At 36.9% G+C, this 20,522-nt stretch carries 16 protein-coding genes; 5 read left to right on the top strand and 11 right to left on the bottom strand.

What is annotated here, in order from left to right; all coding sequences use genetic code 11:
- Positions 1-25 precede the first annotated feature (25 nt).
- From MKY29_RS06095 to MKY29_RS06075, 5 genes are all read left to right on the top strand, one after another.
- Positions 26-1,132, top strand: coding sequence for an ABC transporter ATP-binding protein (locus MKY29_RS06095; RefSeq protein WP_340879314.1), 1,107 nt, complete (start codon positions 26-28; stop codon positions 1,130-1,132).
- The gene (locus MKY29_RS06090; RefSeq protein ID WP_090563053.1) at positions 1,122-1,946 is read left to right on the top strand and encodes an ABC transporter permease; all 825 of its coding nucleotides are present in this window, start codon (positions 1,122-1,124) and stop codon (positions 1,944-1,946) included. Before MKY29_RS06095 ends, MKY29_RS06090 begins: the two co-directional genes overlap by 11 nt.
- Positions 1,930-2,733, top strand: a complete 804-nt coding sequence (locus tag MKY29_RS06085; RefSeq protein ID WP_340879313.1) for an ABC transporter permease — start codon at positions 1,930-1,932, stop codon at positions 2,731-2,733. The genes MKY29_RS06090 and MKY29_RS06085 overlap by 17 nt, the downstream gene beginning before the upstream one ends.
- Positions 2,730-3,803 (top strand): ABC transporter substrate-binding protein, encoded by a 1,074-nt coding sequence (locus tag MKY29_RS06080; RefSeq protein WP_340879312.1) that lies wholly within the window; start codon positions 2,730-2,732, stop codon positions 3,801-3,803. Before MKY29_RS06085 ends, MKY29_RS06080 begins: the two co-directional genes overlap by 4 nt.
- Before the next feature lie 471 nt (positions 3,804-4,274).
- Positions 4,275-5,459, top strand: coding sequence for an MFS transporter (locus MKY29_RS06075; protein WP_093494345.1), 1,185 nt, complete (start codon positions 4,275-4,277; stop codon positions 5,457-5,459).
- A 204-nt stretch (positions 5,460-5,663) separates the two neighbouring features.
- On the opposite strand, the gene MKY29_RS06070 is transcribed toward MKY29_RS06075, so the two are convergent.
- The 11 genes from MKY29_RS06070 to fadH all read right to left on the bottom strand — a co-directional run bounded on the left by MKY29_RS06070 (position 5,664) and on the right by fadH (position 20,398).
- Positions 5,664-8,261, bottom strand: a complete 2,598-nt coding sequence (locus MKY29_RS06070) for a VWA domain-containing protein (RefSeq protein ID WP_340879311.1) — start codon at positions 8,259-8,261, stop codon at positions 5,664-5,666.
- Positions 8,245-10,002 carry a vWA domain-containing protein gene (locus MKY29_RS06065; RefSeq protein WP_340879310.1) on the bottom strand — a complete coding sequence of 586 codons (1,758 nt, stop codon included), beginning with the start codon at positions 10,000-10,002 and terminating at the stop codon, positions 8,245-8,247. Before MKY29_RS06065 ends, MKY29_RS06070 begins: the two co-directional genes overlap by 17 nt.
- An 11-nt stretch (positions 10,003-10,013) precedes the next feature.
- Entirely contained in the window at positions 10,014-10,889 is an 876-nt protein-coding gene (locus MKY29_RS06060) for a DUF58 domain-containing protein (RefSeq protein ID WP_340879309.1), read from the bottom strand.
- Complete coding sequence (locus MKY29_RS06055; RefSeq protein ID WP_093494341.1) at positions 10,886-11,878, bottom strand: AAA family ATPase; 993 nt, start codon at positions 11,876-11,878, stop codon at positions 10,886-10,888. The genes MKY29_RS06060 and MKY29_RS06055 overlap by 4 nt, the downstream gene beginning before the upstream one ends.
- Positions 11,879-11,889: 11 nt before the next feature.
- Positions 11,890-13,350, bottom strand: a complete 1,461-nt coding sequence (locus tag MKY29_RS06050; protein WP_340879308.1) for a hypothetical protein — start codon at positions 13,348-13,350, stop codon at positions 11,890-11,892.
- Positions 13,351-13,362: 12 nt separating this feature from the next.
- Positions 13,363-14,205: an ABC transporter permease gene (locus tag MKY29_RS06045; RefSeq protein WP_093494339.1), complete on the bottom strand. Its 843-nt coding sequence runs from the start codon at positions 14,203-14,205 to the stop codon at positions 13,363-13,365.
- 1 nt (position 14,206) lies between these two features.
- Positions 14,207-15,136, bottom strand: a complete 930-nt coding sequence (locus tag MKY29_RS06040) for an ABC transporter ATP-binding protein (protein WP_093494338.1) — start codon at positions 15,134-15,136, stop codon at positions 14,207-14,209.
- Positions 15,136-17,538: a hypothetical protein gene (locus MKY29_RS06035; protein WP_340879306.1), complete on the bottom strand. Its 2,403-nt coding sequence runs from the start codon at positions 17,536-17,538 to the stop codon at positions 15,136-15,138. Before MKY29_RS06035 ends, MKY29_RS06040 begins: the two co-directional genes overlap by 1 nt.
- Positions 17,539-17,596: 58 nt before the next feature.
- Positions 17,597-18,472, bottom strand: a complete 876-nt coding sequence (locus MKY29_RS06030) for a LysR family transcriptional regulator (protein ID WP_093494336.1) — start codon at positions 18,470-18,472, stop codon at positions 17,597-17,599.
- Positions 18,473-19,086: 614 nt separating this feature from the next.
- Positions 19,087-19,527 carry a cyclic-di-AMP-binding protein CbpB gene (gene cbpB / locus MKY29_RS06025; protein WP_090563081.1) on the bottom strand — a complete coding sequence of 147 codons (441 nt, stop codon included), beginning with the start codon at positions 19,525-19,527 and terminating at the stop codon, positions 19,087-19,089.
- 103 nt (positions 19,528-19,630) lie between these two features.
- Positions 19,631-20,398, bottom strand: coding sequence for a 2,4-dienoyl-CoA reductase (gene fadH, locus MKY29_RS06020; protein ID WP_241596160.1), 768 nt, complete (start codon positions 20,396-20,398; stop codon positions 19,631-19,633).
- Positions 20,399-20,522: the final 124 nt, after the last annotated feature.

The following is a 20,522-nucleotide window of genomic DNA, read 5'->3' as shown; positions in this document are numbered from 1 at the left end:
ATTTATATAACAATGGAGGTATATTATGTCTGATAATACTATTATTCGTTTTGAGAATGTGACAAAATCATATGACGCAGAAACGACCGTATTAAATAACATCAACTTAGAACTAGAGCGTGGGAAGTTTTACACATTGCTTGGTCCGTCTGGTTGTGGAAAAACAACTATTTTACGATTAATTGCTGGATTTATGCAGCCTACGAGTGGCAGTATTTACTTTAATGGAAAACTCATCAATAACGTGCCTGCTAATGAACGCCAAGTAAATACAGTATTCCAGGACTATGCTTTGTTTCCACATTTAAATGTATTTGAAAATGTCGCATTCGGTCTTCGAATTAAAAAACTGGGCAAAAAAGAAATTGAACAAAAAGTTATAGAAGCACTAAAATTCGTTAACTTAGTAGGTTACGAAAAAAGAGAAATAGCGGAAATGTCAGGTGGACAAAGACAACGTGTGGCAATTGCAAGGGCAATTGTAAATGATCCTGAAATTATTCTATTGGATGAGCCTCTTTCTGCATTGGATTTAAAATTACGCTCAGAAATGCAATATGAACTTCGTGAACTTCAGCAAAGACTTGGTAAAACATTTATATTTGTAACACATGACCAGGAAGAAGCATTGGCAATGTCTGATGAAATCTTCGTTTTAAATGAAGGTGAAATTGAGCAAAGTGGTACGCCAATGGATATTTACGATGAGCCGATTAATCGTTATGTGGCTGACTTTATCGGAGAGTCGAATATTGTTTCGGGTACAATGGTCGCCGATTTCCGCGTAAAAATTGGTGGGAATGAGTTTGAATGTGTGGACCAAGGACTTAATCCAAATGAAAAAGTCGATATCGTCATACGTCCAGAGGATTTAGAAATAACAGCTGTTGAAAAAGGGAAAATGAAGGTAAAAGTAGATACGCAATTATTCAGAGGAGTTCATTATGAACTTTCTACTTACGATGACGAAGGAAATGAGTGGCTTGTACACTCAACCAAAAAGGCAGACGTTGGAGAGTTTATAGGCTTAGATTTCGATCCGGAGGCTATTCACGTTATGCGTTTAAATGAAACAGAAGAAGAATTTGATAAACGTCTCGAGTCTTATGGAGAAGACGCATATGCAAACTAAAACCACAAAAACGTTTTATTTAATACCATATTATGTATGGATTGTATTATTTGTTGTTGCACCAATCGCGTTAATCGCCTATTACTCCTTCTTCGATTTAAGTGGAAATTTCACTTTAGACAATTACCTAAACTTTTTTACATCTGTTTACTTAAAACTAACCCTTAGTTCGTTTTGGTATGCTTTCTTAATAACATTTTTCACTTTAGTTATTGCTTATCCAACAGCCTATTTGCTCACAAAAACGAGACATAAGCAATTATGGCTACTGTTAATCATTATTCCTTCTTGGATCAATTTACTATTAAAAACATACGCATTTATCGGTATTTTTGGTTTATATGGTCCAGTGAACGCATTTTTAAATGTATTTGGATTTGGCGAAACACAAATTTTATTCACAGATTTTAGTTTCGTCTTTGTAGCGGTCTATATATTTATTCCATTTATGATTTTACCTATTTTTAACTCTCTGGATAAATTAAATCCATCCTTAATAGATGCCAGTCGAGATTTAGGAGCATCCAGTTGGACTACTTTTTCAAAAGTTATACTACCGTTAACAATTAATGGCGTTAAAGCAGGGATTCAAGCTGTATTCATCCCTTCCCTCTCATTGTTCATGATTACTCGCTTAATCGCGGGAAATAAAGTTATTACTTTAGGTACAGCTATTGAACAGCAATTTTTGGTTACACAAAACTGGGGAATGGGATCCACTATCGCAGTTTTCTTAATTATATTTATGGTAATTATTATGATCATTACTGGTCAACGTGATAAGGGGGCTAATTCAAATGGAAAAAACAAGTAATACAGCAAAATTTTACTTAGCCCTTGTGTTTATCGTATTATATACACCAATCCTCTATTTGATTTTTTATTCTTTTAATAGTGGTGGTAGCATGAATGGCTTTGAATCATTCACTTGGGAACATTACGCTGCTGTTTTTTCAGATACCCGTCTAATTATGATTCTTCTAAACACAGTAATTGTCGCATTACTTTCGGCGTTAATTGCAACTATTATTGGTGTTTTCGGTTCAATCGGTATTGTATTTATGAGAAATAAATCACTGCGGAAATCTATCCTTTCTTTAAATAATGTTCTAATCGTTAGTCCAGATGTTGTAATTGGGGCATCTTTCCTAATCCTCTTTACTGCTATTGGAGTAAAACTTGGATTTGCATCTGTATTAATCTCACATATTGCATTTAGTATTCCGATAGTAGTATTGATGGTATTACCTAAGCTACAAGAGATGAATAGCACGCTTATAGATGCAGCGGCAGATCTTGGAGCAACTAAACGTGATATTTTGACTCGTGTTATTATTCCTTTTATTAAACCTGGAATTTTCGCAGGATTTTTTATGGCTTTAACATATTCTTTAGACGATTTTGCAGTAACATTCTTTGTAACTGGAAATGGCTTTAGCACACTTTCTGTCGAAATTTATTCGATGGCTAGAACCGGTATTACTTTAACTATTAATGCATTATCTGGAATCGTCTTTATCGTGACACTTCTTCTCGTTGTTGGCTATTACTTTGTTAGCCAACGTGGGAAAAACCCTGTCGGAATGGGGGTTCGAAAATGAAAGAAATAATAAGAGCATCCATAGCTATTGTTGCTGTTTGTATCATTTTGTTTGGTGTTAACAAATATTTAAATCAAAGCTCGGGTAATGCAGGTAGTGATACATTGACAATCTTTAACTGGGGTGAATATATTGATCCCGATTTAATCACTCAATTTGAGGAGGAATCCGGCTACCGCGTTGTTTATGAAACTTTCGATTCCAACGAAGCAATGATGACGAAAATTGAACAAGGTGGAACTTCATATGATATCGCGGTACCATCCGAGTATGCGATTGATAAGATGAAAGAAAATGATTTATTGCTTGAAATTGATCATTCTAAAATTCCGAACTTAAGTAACATTGATCCATATTTTTTAGATTTAGCATTTGACCCAAAAAATAAATATTCCATCCCTTATTTTTGGGGTACAGTTGGAGTAGTATTCAATCCTACTCTACTAGATGGACAAACCTTTGAGAGTTGGGAAACGCTTTGGGATCCTTCCTTAAAAGGAGAAATTTTACTTGTAGATGGTGCACGAGAAATCATTGGAATGGGTTTAAACAGCCTAGGTTATTCCCTTAACTCCACGGATGAAAAAGAATTAAAGGAAGCTACAGCGAAACTAAAGGAATTGACCCCAAATGTAAAAGCAATCATCGGGGATGAAGTAACACCTTTAATGATAAACGAAGAAGCTTCAATAGCTATAACTTTCTCTGGCCAAGCAGCAGACATGATGTGGGAAAACGAAGATTTAAATTATGCAGTTCCTCAAGAGGGATCTAATTTATGGTTTGATAATATGGTTATTCCTAAAACAGCAGCCAATGTTGAAGGAGCTCATGAGTTTATCAACTTTATGTTAGATGCCGAGGTTTCTGCACAAAATGCAGATTATGTTGGATATTCGATACCAAACTCTGCAGCAGTTGAGCTAATGGATGAAGAAGTAACTTCTGATGAAAGATTTTATCCTCCAGAAGAGGCACGAGAAAACTTGGAAGTTTATAAAAACTTAGGTCTGGAAATGCTCGGTAAATATAACGAGCTATTTTTAGAATTTAAAATGAGTACTAACTAAATTGGAGAGCCGTCGCTAAGACGGCTCTTTTTATTGCGCATATAAAAATGTAGATGGACTTTAAAGAAAGAGTGATTGAATAATCCTAATGATTTCCCTTTCAGGTGGACTCATACAGTGGGCTTTTGGCGTTGTCCTCTTCGCTCGGAAAACCTAAGCTCCTGCGATTACACGTCGCAAAGACAATATCCAAACAAAGTTTGGCCAATGCCTTCGCTCGGGGGCTTCGAAAATCTTTTTTCGACGAGCTTGCGCAGGAGCAAGGGAAGCGGCTGAAGACGTGCCAATGGAAAGCGTCCACTCGGAACGGATCAACAGCATATATACCTTCCCAAAGAGGAACAGCCTCTTCTCACTCGGTTTTTCTTATGTCAAAAATCATATAATTCGTTACACGAAAGTTTTTATTCTTTGAGGAATATGGTAGAATCGATAGACGTGTAGAAAGTATTTACAGAAAGCAGGAATTTTATGACAAAGAAAACAAACAACTCTGCATTATATATATTAATGTTTAATATGTTTATAGCAATGTCTGGGATAGGATTAGTAATACCAGTAATGCCTCAATATCTAGAAACATTTGGAGTCGCTGGTCAGGCATTAGGCTTTATTATTGCTTCCTTTGCTTTTGGTCAGTTTTTATTTTCACCATTAGCTGGTGATCTATCTGATACATTAGGACGAAAAAAACTAATCATTGTGGGACTAATCATTTTCTCTGCCTCTCAATTATGGTTTGGACTAGCTACTCACGAATGGATGTTATACTCTGCACGGTTTATAAGTGGTATTGGAGGTGCTTTTTTAGTTCCAGCGACTATGGCATTTGTAGCAGATATAACCACTTTAGAAGAACGTGGAAAAGGAATGGGTTTTTTAGGGGCATCAATGTCTTTAGGATTTATGATTGGGCCAGCGCTAGGAGGATTTTTAGCAAAAGTCAGTTTAACATTCCCGTTTTATATGGCTTCTATTGCAGCTGTAATTGCAGCTGTTGTTTCAGTTATTATTCTACCTGATATTAAAAATGCTATTTCGGAGACTCCACCAGAGCCTAAAAAACGTGAAAATATATTAACACAAATGAAAAATTCATTGAAAACTCCTTACTTTATGATGTTAGTTATCATATTTGTTTTCACTTTCGGTATAGCAAATTTCCAAACGACATTTTCATTATATGTAGATCATAAGTATAATTACACTCCTCAAGATATAGCTGTTGTTTTAACTGTAGGTGGATTTATAGGTGTTATCGTACAAACCTTAGTAGTTGAGAAACTATTTAAACGTTTTGGTGAATTAAATGTTATCCTAGTCAATCTAGTAGTTGCTGCTATAGCTTTTCTACTGTTCTTCGTGGTAGATGGTTTTGCCCTTGTATTAGTTGTTGCATCGATATTTTCGACTGCTACTACACTCATTCGTCCAGCAGTTAATACTGTTATATCTAAATTGGCAGGGAATGAGCAAGGTTTTGCTGCAGGTATGAATAATGCTTATATGAGTTTAGGAAGTATGATTGGTCCAGCTCTTGCAGGAATGTTTTTTGATATTAATATTAATTACCCATTCATCGTAGGATCCGTTATTTTATTAGCTTCTTGGGCAATCACACTTGTGTGGATTAAAAGAAAGAAACCAGTAGTTTAATAGTAAAAGCAGACTATTGAATGCTATATACTGACTGTTTTTAAAGGGGGTAGTCGTGACTGATGTCAGGACTACCCCCCTCTTTTTTTCTTTAGGCATTACCAAGTGAAGATCCCATTTAATAAAAGTAGGACTCCTCGCGGTGATCTAATTTTCATTTACTTCAATGACTTCATTTAATTCGAACGGTTAATTTTATGCTACTTATCTTTTTTTCTTTTCTCTAACTAACTTTCCTACATTCGTTGTAGTAGTCGAATTTACTGGCTCTAACTTTTTCCTAGATCTTTTGAACGGAACAAATAATAGATTGAATCCGAATCTTCTAATCGTGATATCAATAAAGAACAATATGATAGCTACCAATAAAAGAAAGTGTTGGATAGATTGTTTCTCTGAGCTAGATAGTTCCATTTCACGGAATACTTCAGAAGGTTCCGTTAGTAGCTTTCCATTCGTTCTGTTAGTAATCATCTCTAGAGTTTCTGTACTCGGCTTTTGTATTTTGTATTCCTCACTATAAGGAATGGAAATACCTGCTTGATATACAGCATCTTGTTCATTTGAAATACGGAAGAACACAAGTCCGGGATCACTATCTACCGTTACTCTTGCTTTACCAGGCGCAAGTGCTTCGCTTGTAACTGAAAGCTCTTCTCCTTTTTCATTGACAGCAGCTACCTCCAAAAATGACGACTTGCCAGATGGATCTGTAACGGTAAATGATTCGTCTGCTGATTTTTGGATGGAGAAGGGCACCTCACTATAGGCTGGTAACAACCTTGATACAGCCGTATTCCAAAAGTCTCCCCAATTCTTCCATCTTGCAAAGTCACCGCTCCACTCACCTGTTGAATCCGATGTAAATGCTATAGTCCGACCGAGTCCATACATCCATTCAGCTAATACTGGATCCTCTTTTTCACTTTCAGCAATAATGGATGCTGTTTGTTTCGGTGTAGTTGCAATATAAGCATTCAATTGCGGCACTCCTTCTGAAAATAAGCTCGTCCATGCTGCGTCCCCATAAATAGTTGGGTAGAACGGATTATCTTCAATATAAGTCCTCGAAATCATTGCTGTCTCGGTGGACATTATCGCTGGAATGGTGGATTCATCCTGGACATCATAAAACGTTCCCCCTCCCATTTCTGCTAAACTTTCCAATAATGCCCTATCCGCATCTTGGCCAACAGCAACGGTGGAAACAGTTATTAACTCCTTTGTCCCATTCTCTATTAACGTTTGATAATCATTACTTGTAGCTGATTGTCCATCCGTCAATAATATAATATGCTTTCGCTGAAGTTTGAGAGGAGATAGTTTTTCGTATGCTGCAGCTAGACTCGTATAAATTTCTGTTCCCCCACCTGGCCCTACTGATAGTATACTTTCAACCGCAGACTCTTGATCATTTAATGGAGCGGCTTCAATAATTTCCCACGGTCGATCATCGAATGCGATAAAACCAAGTGTATCTCCTTCTCGAAGCATTTCCACAGAACGTGCCGCTGCTTCCTTCGCATATTCTAATTTTGTTCCACTCATACTACCAGATCGGTCCATCACGATGATTAACCCAAGTGAAGGAAGTTGCTGCTTTCCTTTTATCTCCATCTCAACGGGTAATAAACGTTCAATCGGACTCTTAAAATAGCCTCCTAAACCAAAGCTATTTTTCCCTCCAACCATCATAAAACCGACACCAAAATTTTTCACCGCCTGTTCAATTACTGTCATCTTTTGTTCACCAACGACGTGACCTGGTACATTATCAAATATAATCGCATCATATGCTAAATAATTCGATAGATCGAAAGGCAACACGCTAGCATCAATAACGTCTGTTGAAATTGCCTGTTGGTCAATCACAGCTGCGATATTAGAAGAATTACCATCATGAGTGACTACTAACAGTCGAGGAGAGCTCTCTACATTTGTAACACTTGTCAGCTTGTTATTCTCAATCAGCCCATCTTCTGCAAGAACTACTTGAGCTTCATATTTAAGTAGTCCTTCCCCCTTAGATGCATTTCGAAATGTATACGTATTAGTTCCTGGTTCTATTTTAATTTGTTCTCTTGTTATTAGCTGATCATTTTGATATAGAAGTAACTCAGCAGCTGAATCACTTGTCGCTTCTAGTGTGACATTCAGTTGTTGTTGCTCACCTTCAAATGCTACCGGCGGTGTCTCAAAAGAAGTAATTGCGACATCTTCCGACGACAATCTTGCCCTTTGAACAACGTCTATCGTGACATTTCCTCCAGCAATTTTCACAATTTCATCTTTGACAGAACCAACCGTTTCTAACCCATCCGTAAAGAGAACAATTCGTGTTGCCTTGTTAGGCTCTACAATGCCTGTTGAAAGCTGTAGGGCTTTTGCTAGATCAGTATTTCCTGCTTCTGCCATGGGGCTAAAAACAGGTAAATTTATTTCTTCATCGGTTAAGGCAATTTCTGTTTGAAAGTTCTCTGCAAACGTATATACACCTACTAAATGAGAAGACTTTTTAGATTGTAAGCTTTCGTCTATCCATTCTGTTATTTGCTGATCAGTCCCTTGTAAGGAAGCAGAACGATCTATCAAAAATAGAACCTGTTCTTCCTTAATAGGTAATAATAAATACGGATTAGTAATACCTAATATCAGACAGAGAATTGCTATAATTCTTATACAAAATACTATTTTCCCTTCTTTTTTTAATGACTTTTTATCTTTTTTCCAAGTCCAAATAAAATAAATACCAATAGGAATTAGTAGCAATAGCCACAGTGGTTGGTCAACTCGTAAATCCACGTCGTCTTTGCACCTCCCACTCTATAACGAATAATATTACTAATAAGATTAATAGATAAGGAACAAAGGAATGAGCTTGGTAGTCATCCTCCCCATTTGTCTGCTGGTTGTTTACTTTATATGAAGTTCCTTTATCAATCACTTTTTCTTCTTGTGGCAATATAACAGAAAGGTTTTTCACGATATCGTTCGAACGCAGTGCATATAAACCTGGTTCACTTGGTGCAAGGAATTTCCCACCATTTTCAATGGTATATTCATACTCATCACCCATCGTATAAATTTCCCACTCCTCTGTAGCTCCAAGTGATAGAGGCTTTCGCTCGTTTGGAGTGAATGTTCCTATGTAATCACTTCCCACTGAAAGATACTCCTTCACACTCCACATGAAAAGGGGGAACGTAGGACTTAATGGCCAATCCGTCATTTGAATATCTGCAAGGATAATAATATCTCCGGTTTCAGAGGTCTGGATAAAAGGATTGTCCCCAACAGTAGCAATAGTAGTATAACCGTCTACAGGAGGATATAATGAGCTTACATATATATCTGATAAATCAGCAAACGCAAACAAAGGAGAGTCGTTTGTCTTCACTATTCCATTTACTTCTTTTGGTGATACATCATTCCTCCCTATATACAAAGTCGGTTTCTCGTTTTCATCATCTATTCCAAATTGATTGGTAACAATTATACCTTTTTCCTTTAACAACTCTACTTGTTCTGAGGGTACACTGCTCACATTAATATCTAATGATTGGAAGGCAGTTCGTACTAGCGTATGAATGGAGCTGTCTATGAAAACATTAGTCAATTGATCTTGCATAAAAACGATCGTCTCATTATCTAATAGGTAAGAATCCTTGATGTCTATACTTGCTTTCAAATAACTTGAGGTACTAAGCTGTTCAAATGACAACGTAATTGTTTCCTTTGGTGGTAATATAACTTCTTCAGTCATTAATCTCTTCTCTTCATTTGATATTGTAAGCTCAGTTGTGAACTCCTTATTTGACTGATTCTCCAATTGAACTAGCGTAGAGATTCCATTTTTAGTTTCTGTTGCACCAAAACGTTTAATAGATACATTCGTAATATCTGTCGTTAAAGCTTCGACATTCCAGCTTACATTTTCATGCTGCAAAGGAAGTGATTGTCTGTCTAATTCATCAGTAAAAATATATACAGAGGTCGCTTTGTTTTGGAAAAAAGATTGGGCAAAATCCAATGATTTTGACATATTTTCTGCTTCATAGCTTATTTCTTGATTCTTAATTTCATTTACCATTTGATTTGTATTTGTTTCTTGACGTAATAGGACAGTTGGTTCATTTCCAGTTGTGATTAAAGTAAGTGGTTTGCCTGATAATTGCTCGACTAGTTCAAGCATTTTCTTTCTATGTTGTTCAAAAAGAGAAGTAGAATTATTCGCATTTACTTTCATTGTTGCAGAAGTATCTACGATAAATACAATCTGTTCTCCAGCAATAGCTTTCGTTTTCCAATATGGTTGAAGTAGTGCTAGAACAAGTAAAATCATTGCAACCATTTGTAGATAAAACAAAGCATTACGCTGCAGATGTTGCAAATAAGGAGAAGCTTTTGTTTCCTTCATTGCCTCCTGCCAAAATAAAGTAGAAGAAACAGATTGTTTTACATACTTTTTTCGGAAAAAATAATAAAGAAGTACAGCGATTGGGAAAATTGCTGTCCAAGCATATATTAATTGATTAATACCCAAACCTTATCACCTCATTGCACCCAATTTGCTCGTAGTAACTGATGAAACATCGTATGCGAAATGCCTTCATCTGCATTAACTTGAAGTAATTTAATACCAAACCTATGACAAAGTAGTTCTATTCGCTGTTGGTGCTCTTTTCTTTCCTGATGATATGCTTCTAGTACTCCAGAAGATATCGATACATTTACTTGTTCAGAAGTTTCAATATCCTCCAATTGCACATCTCCACCATAAGATGGATCTAACTCTTCACCAGTAACAACTTGTAAAACTCGAATATCGCCAGCAAATTTTGGTAGCTTTTGAAGGAATTTTTCCCATGACTCAATACTTTCCAGGCAATCCGTTACGACAAATAAAACTGTACTATCCTTTGGTAGAAATGGAAGTGCATGATCGGTAAAAGAAGAACTCATAGCTGGCTCGTCTATATCAGAAATAGTTTGGATGAAGGCTTTCCGGTAGGTTGCTCCCTTTCTTCTGAAAGGGGACTTCTTACCTTCACTAACAGCTGAAAAGGATAATCGATCGTCCCTCTGAAGTACAAGAATTCCCAAAGATGCTGCTAATTGTTTAGCAAAGTTCCATTTAATAGGTTGCCCCATTGACTTTGTAGTATCAAGTAAAATATGCACTCGCATTTCTTGTTCGTCTAAAAACCGTTTGATAAAATACTTATCTGTACGTGCATACACATTCCAATCTATTTGCCGTACATCATCACCAGGTGAGTATTCCCTAAAGTCTGAAAAGTCTAACGAAGCACCAAAACGTTGTGAGCGATGAGAACCTTTATGCTGACCTCTTAGTTTCGATTTAGTTGTTATCGATAATCTACTTAGTTTCCCAGCCCAATCCTTTGGAACTAATTGTTCATCAATCATATAGCTTGTCCTTGCTTAACAGTTTGTAGGATAAGGTCAATCAGTTCATCTGCTGTTTTCCCTTCTGCTTCCCCTTCATAATTAAGTAATAAACGATGTCTCAATACAGGCTTAGCAACTGTTTTAATATCTGCAATTGATACATGATAACGCCCAGCAACTAGCGCTCTGGCTTTAGCAAGCTTGATCAAACTTTGTAATCCGCGTGGACCACTTCCATATTGAACATACTGAGCAATTTCAGGAATGTTAGCTTCTTCGGGATGTGTCGCTGCAATGATATCCACTGCGTATTCCAACATATCATCTGCTATAAGTACTTCCTTTACCATCTGCTGGGCATGTACTATTTCCTCTGCATTCATTATTTTATTCAATAGAATCGTTTGCCCACCCGTCGTACGTTTAGTTATTTCCATTAATTCGGCTTTGGAAGGATACGATACAAGTATTTTACATAAGAAACGGTCCATTTGAGCTTCTGGTAATGGATAGGTTCCTTCCATTTCAATTGGATTTTGAGTAGCAAGAACGAAAAAAGGTCTATCCATTTGTTTGGTTTCCCCAAGCACGGTGACTGTTTTTTCTCCCATTGCTTCTAGAAGTGCACTTTGTGTTTTAGGTGTTGCTCGATTTATCTCATCTGCTAATACCATTTGGCTAAAAATTGGTCCTTTTTGAAAGGTAAATTGTTGTTTTCCATTTTCTAATCTTTCAATCATACTCGTACCAGTGATATCCGATGGCATTAAATCCGGAGTAAATTGAATACGAGAAAAGGATAAATCTAAAACTTCCGAAACTGTTCGTATGAGCATCGTTTTACCTAACCCAGGTAAACCTTCTAGTAAAGCATGCCCATCTGCTAACACACAGTAAATAGAAAACTCGACTGCCTCCTTTTGACCAACGATAAATTGACCTATTTCAGTTCGAACATCGCCTAAACGATTACTCATATTCATATAGTCTTCTGTTGTAAAAGTCATATTTCCCTCCGTTATTCATTATTTTCAACTGACGAAAAGTAATCTTGAACAATCCTTTGTAAATCTGATGGTAACTGCATACGTTCAGAGGTTTTTATATAGGACTCCGAGTATTCATTGACCACTTCTTCATATGGTCTTGCGGAGCCACGAGTTATGGGGGTATCGGCAGGTTGTTCACTAGCGGAATCTCCGTCTCCAAGTTCACCTGGATCGACTGATGTTTCTCCAGTTCCTCCAAGCCTTGAGGGAATAGAGAGTAAATCTCTACTTCCGGAACCTAAACCTGCACCAGACCCAGCTCCAGTACCTTGACCTTGTCCCTGCCCTTGTCCCTGGCCTTGACCCTGGCCTTGACCTTGACCTTGACCTTGACCTTGTCCTTGTCCTTGTCCTTGGCCTTGTCCTTGTCCTTGTCCTTGTCCTTGGCCTTGGCCTTGTCCTTGGCCTTGACCCTGGCCTTGACCTTGTCCTTGTCCTTGACCCTGGCCTTGACCCTGGCCTTGTCCTTGACCTTGGCCTTGACCTTGGCCTGTTTGATTAGTCCCCTGTTTAGCTTTAGTTTTACTGGAAGATTGACTATTTTTACTTCCTTTAGCGATCTCACTTGAACTGAACGGTAAAGATTTACCCATCTTACTTAACGTAGTTTGAGAATTAGATGCACTTTTAGCTAGTGAATTATTAGTATCTCTTAGAGATGCTAACTCTTTTTGCTCCTCGACTGTTAAAGAAGAGTCAGATGTACCTTCCATCTCAGCAAGCTCTTTCTTTTGCTCTAGCTTCTGTTCCTTAAGTGCTAATTCCTTTTGTTTTTTCACTACTTCACGTAGAGCTTCTTCTGCTGTATCTACTTCCTTTAGTTTTTCTTTCAGATTTTTTAGTTCTTTTTTTACTGGCTTTGACAACTCTTTTTTCTCAAGCTTACTAACCTCTTTCTTTAGTTCCTTAACAATCTTCTGCTCTTGTTCCAAATCCTTTGCCTCTAATTGTGTAGTAGCTGGGAATGCATACAAGAAGAGAACTGCCGCAAATGCCAAAACAAAACCCAAAATCCACTTTGGCTGAAAATACTTTTTGTCGCGTTTCCTAAATAGCTGGAATGCAACTTCACTGTTTTGTACCGCTTTATCTATTAACCCTTTGGAGAGCAAAGACTTTTCCTCGAGGAAAGCTAAAGCACTTACTAATAAATTATCTAGATAGAAGGAATCTAACTTTTGTACTGCTTCACTTTTTGTTGGTCTTTTCCAAAAAGCATACAAAAACGTTCCTATAAAAACAGAACTTCCAACAAGAATGGAAGTTCTTAAATAATACGGAAGGACAAACAAACGGGATACTAAAAGAATTAACGCAGTAGCACTAAAACCGTAAAATATAGCAGCTTGGAACATTCTAATATAATGCTCTGCTGCAAGGCTATTTTTAGCTTTAAGAATGTACCGGATTAACTTTTTTGGACTATTCATCTATCGTCCTCCTCATTTTGTCCGCTTCATATTTACTCGTAACTTTTTCACCGATATAAAAATAGCTAATGCTGTAATACAAATATAAAAGATTGCATATCCTGCCCAAATGGGAAAATCTACTTTAGTTGTATCCGTTATAAAAGTATCTGATCCTGGTGATACAAGCGTTAGCACTAACACAACTGGGTTAATACTCGCAAAGAAATGACCTACCGGTGAAGATGATAGAGAACCTGATACCATCGTATTCATTCCTGTTATAACTAAGTAAATAAAACCAGTTACCGCACTTAAGAAAATCATTGTCCCATATGTTGCTATCATTGAAACAATTGTTTTACGAATGATGGTCGAATACATAATTCCAATACTTCCGATGGCAAGCATCGTTAAAAAGAAATATAAGAAAATAATCCCTAGTTGACCTGGTGATACCCCACCAAATAAGAAAACCATACTATAAATCGGTAAGCCTGCTATTAATAGCAATAGTAAAAATGCAATGGATGAAGTTAATTTCCCAAAAATTATTTGAAATGAAGTCTGTGCTGTCGTTAATAATATGTTTAATGTTTGCTTTTCTCGCTCTGAGCTAATAGCACCTGCGGTTAACCCTGGAGTGATGAAAAGTATTAATCCTAATTGTATATACGTGAGCATTGTGAACATAAAAAAGCTTTCTTCTGGGCGGAAATATCCAGTACCTGAGAATTGAGTTGTTAGTAAAATAAATCCAAAAACAAAAATGCACATGGCGATTAAATAAAATAGAATTCCTATAAAACTTTTTGGGGAACGAAAGCGCAACTTTATTTCTTTTACCAATACTGGATTAGAAAACACCTGCTTCATATTATTTCGCTCCTTTCGTTATTTCCATAAAGACATCTTCAAGATCTGTTTCTGTCTCGGAAAAGGAAATAATTTTTATTGAATGATCCATCGCTTTTTTCAATAAATTGATTTGATCGTCCTCGGTACCTCTATAATTGAAGGTAACCGAATTTTTCTCTGTGTGTAATTCCACTGAAGATACAAAAGGATCCTCTTCAAAAAAGGTCGCAACATTTTCTAATAACCCCTTTGCCTTCACCGTAATATGTCTTTCTCCTGCAAGTTGTGCTTGGATGTCAGTGACAGAGCCGTGCGCGATAAGCCTTCCCCCGTCAATCACACCTATTTCATCACACATTTCAGCTAACTCTGGCAATATATGTGAGGAAATGAGTATCGTTTTCCCCATCCCTTTTAACTGCTTTAGTATATCTCTCATTTCTACACGCGCTCGCGGATCAAGTCCTGAAGCCGGTTCATCTAATATAAGAACCTTTGGATCATGTATTAGTGAACGGGCCAAACATAAGCGTTGCTTCATCCCTCGTGAAAGTAAATCGACATATTCATAACGTTTATGGGAAAGATTGACTAGCTCAAGCAACTGTGGTATTAGTACCTTTCGTTCCACTTCTGAAATTCCATAACTTGCTCCATAAAAATCTAAATATTCATTTGCTTTTAATTGATCATACACTCCAAAAAAGTCAGGCATATAACCAATTTGTTTGCGTACATCACTTGGATCTGTCCTTACACTTTTTCCGTTAACAAAAGCATCTCCAGAGGTCGGCTGAAGTAATGTTGCAAGTATTGAAAAAGTTGTGGACTTACCTGCTCCATTCGCACCTACGAAACCAAATACAGTACCTTCTTGTAGTGTTAAATTTATATCATTTAGTGCATAAAACGAACCGTATTTTTTTGTTAATCCTTTGATTTCTATCATTACTTCACCTCCCCCTTCACACGTACTTCTGGAAGTCGTGTATATGGATCCCCTTGCACCGATTTTTTGATTAGTTTGTAATGTATTATGCCTGTTTCATTGATATACGTATCAATATTTTCAGTTAAAGTAAATCGGCTTTCAGTGATTTCTTCAAAAGACTCTGTTTTTAAGTTCCAAATTTCAATTGTATGGGAATTGCGATCTGTATTTGCAATTTGTAGCTGTGTCCAATTGACCTTATCTACAGGTAGTGTTTCTGGTACTGTCCAAAATACATTGTATTCACCATCATCTAAATACCACTCGAGATTACTATTTTGAACTGGTTCCATATATTTACCATATTCTTCGGTATTTACATTGACTGTAAACATATTAGCAGGAAGCGTAAACTCTCCAGAGAAAATAGTAGTAGCCGTGAAAGGTTGAATAACTAAATGCAACGCGGAAAGCTCTACTTTATTGTCCTTCAATTCAATCGGAAGAATATTGTCCTCAGCAAAGCCCGTAATTGCTGGAGCTGAGTTAGAATTTTTAAACATAATACTCGATGAATATAGAGCTTGTTTTCGTTGGGTCAATAAATCCATTTGGTTGTTCGCAAAAGCTCCGTAATTTGTATTAACATATGGGTTAGAAATTGGCATTAGCATGACCGTGCCAAGATCCTTATCAACCTCTAGCTTTTCTCCAACAGCTAGATCACCTAATTTATACAATTTACTACCTGACCAAATTGCGACATCTTTTAAGCCAAAAGGAAAGTTATTTTGAACTGTTCCGAGAATCTTACTTGAATCGACTCTTAAATCTACCTCGAAATTACCAACATCTTGAACTTGTGTCTCCCCAAACAATGAAGATACAGACCAATAACCAACATCACGGAATGTAAGTTCACTATTCGTTGCATGTTTTTCCATAATTGCATTTTCATGCACATTAGCAGTTTGTCCCGTGAACGAATTTGTACCTCTTTGTGCAACCATCGTAGTGGAAACCGGTGCTTCAAAAGTAAAATCTCCACCTTTATTACTTAAAATCGATTCTGCGTAATATCCATGTAAGCTCTTATCTTCATTTACTTGAAGAAAGGAGGATTGCTGGACTTGAGGTCTTGCTATTCTATCCTTTGCACCATAGCCAAAAATCGCAAGTGAAGCGATTATCGCAGTAAGTGGAATGATTCCCCAAGCATATTCTCGTTTGTCTTTTCTCTTCAAAATAATATATAACAATGGAACTATAATAATCATATATACAATGACAATACCAATCATTAGTGGTGTAGATACCTTAAAGGAACTAAATAACGAGTTTGTTCCACCTAAGTTATATACAAGCTCATCTTGGGTATTATAACCGTACATACTTTGTGTATTTTTCACTTGTACTGACTGCAATATGCTGGACATTAAATCACTATAAACAGGATCAGCCGCCAAAGGAGCATCTCCAAGTGAAAAAGTGGTTTGAATGATTGTTCCGCTGCCGACGTGTTTGGTAGCAGCTAGTAATGTCCCATCTAGTTGTATCGATGGTGTCGATCCACTCGTCAAAGATGCATCATATATCTTCAAATCATTGGACAGTAAGTTATTCGCTGTTAATGCACTTGCTTGTTGAGCAGTGATACTTTGCGTTGTTGTATGTAAATTTAATGGTAAATACCCACTTATGCTTCCAAGCTCTGCTGCTACATTATCGGAGGCACCAACTACCATTATTCCACCATATGAGACATAATCGATAAGTGCTTGCTGTTGCTGTTCAGTTAAATCAGCAATTACGAACTCATCTATAATAATGTAATCTGCCATTTCCCAGGCAACTGCTTCTTCCGGTAACACAAAGTCACTCTGCTGCGCTACATGAATAATTTCATCGTTCATTTGATTTGGTTGCTTAAGCTGATTGAGAACTTTTAGACGATCTGCACTTTCCGTTAATGTTAAATAGTAAATGGTTGCTGGATCTTGAAAGCTTGTTTTGAACGTTTTATTTCCTTTGAAGGTGATGGACTTCCCTTTTTCCCATCCTCCCTCAAAAAAGTGAATCATTTGAACATTATTTCCTTGATACATATAATCTTCCGCTAACCCACTTGCTCCTACCTGAATTGTCTTTGTTTCTCCTGCTCCAATCTCAAACGGAATGGACTGTGCATTTCCTAAATTATAGGACTCAGCTAAGTCGAGGACGATGTCACCTGAAAATGCATCCCCTTTATTTTCCACTGTTAGTGATATTGGCAAGCCTTCGCCATATTTTGCTTTTCCATTAAATCCAGTCGTCACTTTTACATTCAGTTCAGGCGCTGCTAATGCTTCAATTGATGGCAATAAAATAAAATAAATCATAAATGCTGAAATAACCATCACAAACTTTTTTATATGCATCTTTTTCCCCCCTTTGTCTATATATGTATTAGTACGATAATGGCGTAGTTAGGTTCCTTCATTGAAAGTTTTTTGCGTGTTTTTTGACAATTTCGACAAAAGCACCAACCTGAGGTAGTTCAAATGCCGCATCATAACCAATAAGCCATGTATCTCTAGTCAATTCAAACTGCTCTTCATCATTTGTTAAAGGTATTTTGTTCACATTCTCATGTCCCGTTAATGTGATGGAAGGTAGAATTGCATACCCTATTCCATTTAGTGCCATTTGTTTACATGTTTCAATTTGATCGACGATAATTTGTCTTTTAGGATTAATTGCAAAATGCTTCTGCCACCATTGTTGAATTTCCTGATAATAGTTAGAATCACTTTTGAATTGGATAAAAGGTTTTTCCGTTGTCAACACTTCATCAATGGACGTCATCTCCTTGTCCACCAAATATAAAGTATCTCTAAACAAATGAATTTTGTTCCCCTTCCAATCAGATTGACCACGCACTATTCCAATCTGAGCCTCACCATCATATATTGATTTGACAATTTCTGAACTCCATCCAGTTAAAAGAGAAATCTTAGCTTCTGGATATGTTTGTACAAAGTCTTTCAATACTTTTGGTAACCAATTTTGCCCTACAATTGAAGCACATGCAATTTTCAAGGTACCATGTACTTTTGATGATAATGATTGAATCGTTTCAAATACTTCCTCTCTTTGCTGAAGTATCTGCTTAGCAAAATCAATGACGAGCTCCCCTTCTGGCGTTGCAGTTAAACCTTTTTGAGATCTCAAAAAAAGCTTTGCATTCCATTCTTTTTCAATTGTTTGGAGTCTTAGAGATAATGCTGGCTGAGATAGGAACAATCTTTCCGCAGCTTTTCGCATATTTTGTTCCTCTGCTAATGTTCTAATAATAAGAAAATCTGTTACCATAGTCCTTCCTCTTTTCAAATGGGATTGTAGTGACATTCATACGCATTCTAAAAGGATATGCACATAAATGATTTTATAAGGAAAACCGAGCAAAAGACGCCCGGATCTTTTAGGTCAATACCTGTTTCTATCGTTTTCGAAGAACTTTAAACAGCCTTTTTACTATATGATTCCCAAGTGAATTTTTAGGGATGCTGGTTGGTTGACGTCCGTCACAACCAACCAGCATCCCTTTTTTTCGGTAATCTTATGGCATTTGTCTGTCCGCCGCTCTTCTACAACTCTTAGAAACAGGTAAGTGCGTTTTTGTTAACTAGAGAAAAGCTACTTTCCTATTCAAAGACGAGACCCCGCAGGGAGCATTTCAAAGGAACAAAGGCTAAGAGCGCCACCTCGTGTGACAACGCCTTCGTGACCAACATGCTGTTGGCATGAGGAGGCTCGGCCTCTCCCGCGGAAAGCGTCCAGCTGAAACGGAAATCACAGTAGTATTATTCATTTTTAAAGTCTTATGAATCCAGTGTTCACGGCACATCTTTTTATACTTTCTTTTCTTTTGAAAAAAAGAAGGCCATCTTAGATTGGCCTTCCTTGCTAAAAAAATATCTAAAGTTTTATTGTGCTTGATATAGGTACTTCTTCATTTGCTTCAATATGACTCTTCTAGTTAAAATCCCTAAAAAGGTTCTCTCGTCGTCTACTACACAGATATAAGGATTATTTACTAATAAATCTAACCCTTTTTGAAATTTCTCATCTACATGAATGACAGCAATGTCTTTTTTCATAATATCGTCTACTTTTAAATCTGGTAAACGTTCATATTCAATATGTTCTAATCCTAAAATTTCGTCTGTAATTTGTTGAGAACTGATTAACCCTTGAAGTCTATATTTTACATCTAATACTGGAATAGAAGAATACCCAGTTTTTGTGAGTACAAGTAAAGCGTGTTCTGCGTTATTTCCTAATTGTACATGTGCAACCTTTTCTGCAGAAATAATGTACTCCAAAATCGGAATTTGTAAAAAATCTTTGCTGCTCACAGTTATCATTGCATCCTACTCCTTTGTTTGCTTTCATCATAAGAAAACACCCTATGTAACTATCATAGCATATTAAAGGAATAAAAAAACCATGAAATCGCTTACTTATATGTTAGAAAGGGTTTGGATTTAACCATTGACCACCGTCTAACGTTACAATTTCACCATTCATATAAGAAGCTTTGTCGGATAATATAAATGTCGCAAGTTCTGCAATTTCTTCTGGTTTTCCTAGGCGTCCAAGTGGAACAGATTTAAGTGTTCGTTTTGCTGCTTCTTCTGATTCCCACAGTTTTCCTGCTCCTCCAGTACGCTCAATTGGGCCTGGTGCGATTCCGTTTACTCGAATCCCATATTTACTCCCCCATTCAACTGCTAATGTTCTAGTTAATGACATAACACCAGCTTTTGCAGCAGCTGAATGGACTACTCCTGCCCCTGCTCCCCATGCATATGTGGCAAGCATATTTAAAATAGCCCCCTTACTCCCTTTGCTAATCCAGTATTTCCCAATAGCACTTGAACAATAAAAAGAACCATTTAGAACGATATCAATTACAGCTTTCCACCCGTTAGGTGAAAGTTTTTCTGCTTCTACTATAAAATTACCCGCCGCATTATTAACTAAACCATCAATTTGACCATATGTTTTATCTGCAAATTGAATCATTGCCTCTACATGCTCTGGATTTCGAACATCCATTTGAAAGTACGATATGGTATTACCATATGCTTCAATTTCTTTTTTAGCGCTCTCTAGTCTTTCTAAATCACGCCCGGTTATGACTACATTTGCACCTTCTGATACAAACTTCATAGCCATGTATTTTCCCATTCCGTTTGAACCGCCTGTAACAATTATCGTTTTCTGTTTTAACATAATCAAACACCCCTTTTAAATTGAATGAACATTCACTCAATATTTTATCATATATAATCAAATAAAACCGTAAATTCTTTGTCCAGTGAAAGATCACTTAAAGTTAATAACTGTTACTATTTTG

It is taken from the genome of Psychrobacillus sp. FSL K6-2365 (assembly GCF_038003165.1).
GTDB lineage: Bacteria > Bacillota > Bacilli > Bacillales_A > Planococcaceae > Psychrobacillus > Psychrobacillus psychrodurans.
This window is presented reverse-complemented; position numbering and strand designations above follow the sequence as displayed.

Excerpts from the sequence above, each read along its gene's own strand:
- MKY29_RS06095 (WP_340879314.1), top strand. The coding sequence starts at position 26 with ATGTCTGATAATACTATTATTCGTTTTGAGAATGTGACAAAATCATAT.
- MKY29_RS06045 (WP_093494339.1), bottom strand. The coding sequence starts at position 14,205 with ATGAAGCAGGTGTTTTCTAATCCAGTATTGGTAAAAGAAATAAAGTTG.
- MKY29_RS06060 (WP_340879309.1), bottom strand. The coding sequence starts at position 10,889 with ATGATTGATGAACAATTAGTTCCAAAGGATTGGGCTGGGAAACTAAGT.
- MKY29_RS06085 (WP_340879313.1), top strand. The coding sequence starts at position 1,930 with ATGGAAAAAACAAGTAATACAGCAAAATTTTACTTAGCCCTTGTGTTT.
- MKY29_RS06080 (WP_340879312.1), top strand. The coding sequence starts at position 2,730 with ATGAAAGAAATAATAAGAGCATCCATAGCTATTGTTGCTGTTTGTATC.
- MKY29_RS06075 (WP_093494345.1), top strand. The coding sequence starts at position 4,275 with ATGACAAAGAAAACAAACAACTCTGCATTATATATATTAATGTTTAAT.
- MKY29_RS06030 (WP_093494336.1), bottom strand. The coding sequence starts at position 18,472 with ATGGTAACAGATTTTCTTATTATTAGAACATTAGCAGAGGAACAAAAT.
- MKY29_RS06040 (WP_093494338.1), bottom strand. The coding sequence starts at position 15,136 with ATGATAGAAATCAAAGGATTAACAAAAAAATACGGTTCGTTTTATGCA.
- fadH (WP_241596160.1), bottom strand. The coding sequence starts at position 20,398 with ATGTTAAAACAGAAAACGATAATTGTTACAGGCGGTTCAAACGGAATG.
- MKY29_RS06055 (WP_093494341.1), bottom strand. The coding sequence starts at position 11,878 with ATGACTTTTACAACAGAAGACTATATGAATATGAGTAATCGTTTAGGC.
- MKY29_RS06050 (WP_340879308.1), bottom strand. The coding sequence starts at position 13,350 with ATGAATAGTCCAAAAAAGTTAATCCGGTACATTCTTAAAGCTAAAAAT.
- MKY29_RS06035 (WP_340879306.1), bottom strand. The coding sequence starts at position 17,538 with ATGCATATAAAAAAGTTTGTGATGGTTATTTCAGCATTTATGATTTAT.
- cbpB (WP_090563081.1), bottom strand. The coding sequence starts at position 19,527 with ATGATAACTGTGAGCAGCAAAGATTTTTTACAAATTCCGATTTTGGAG.
- MKY29_RS06090 (WP_090563053.1), top strand. The coding sequence starts at position 1,122 with ATGCAAACTAAAACCACAAAAACGTTTTATTTAATACCATATTATGTA.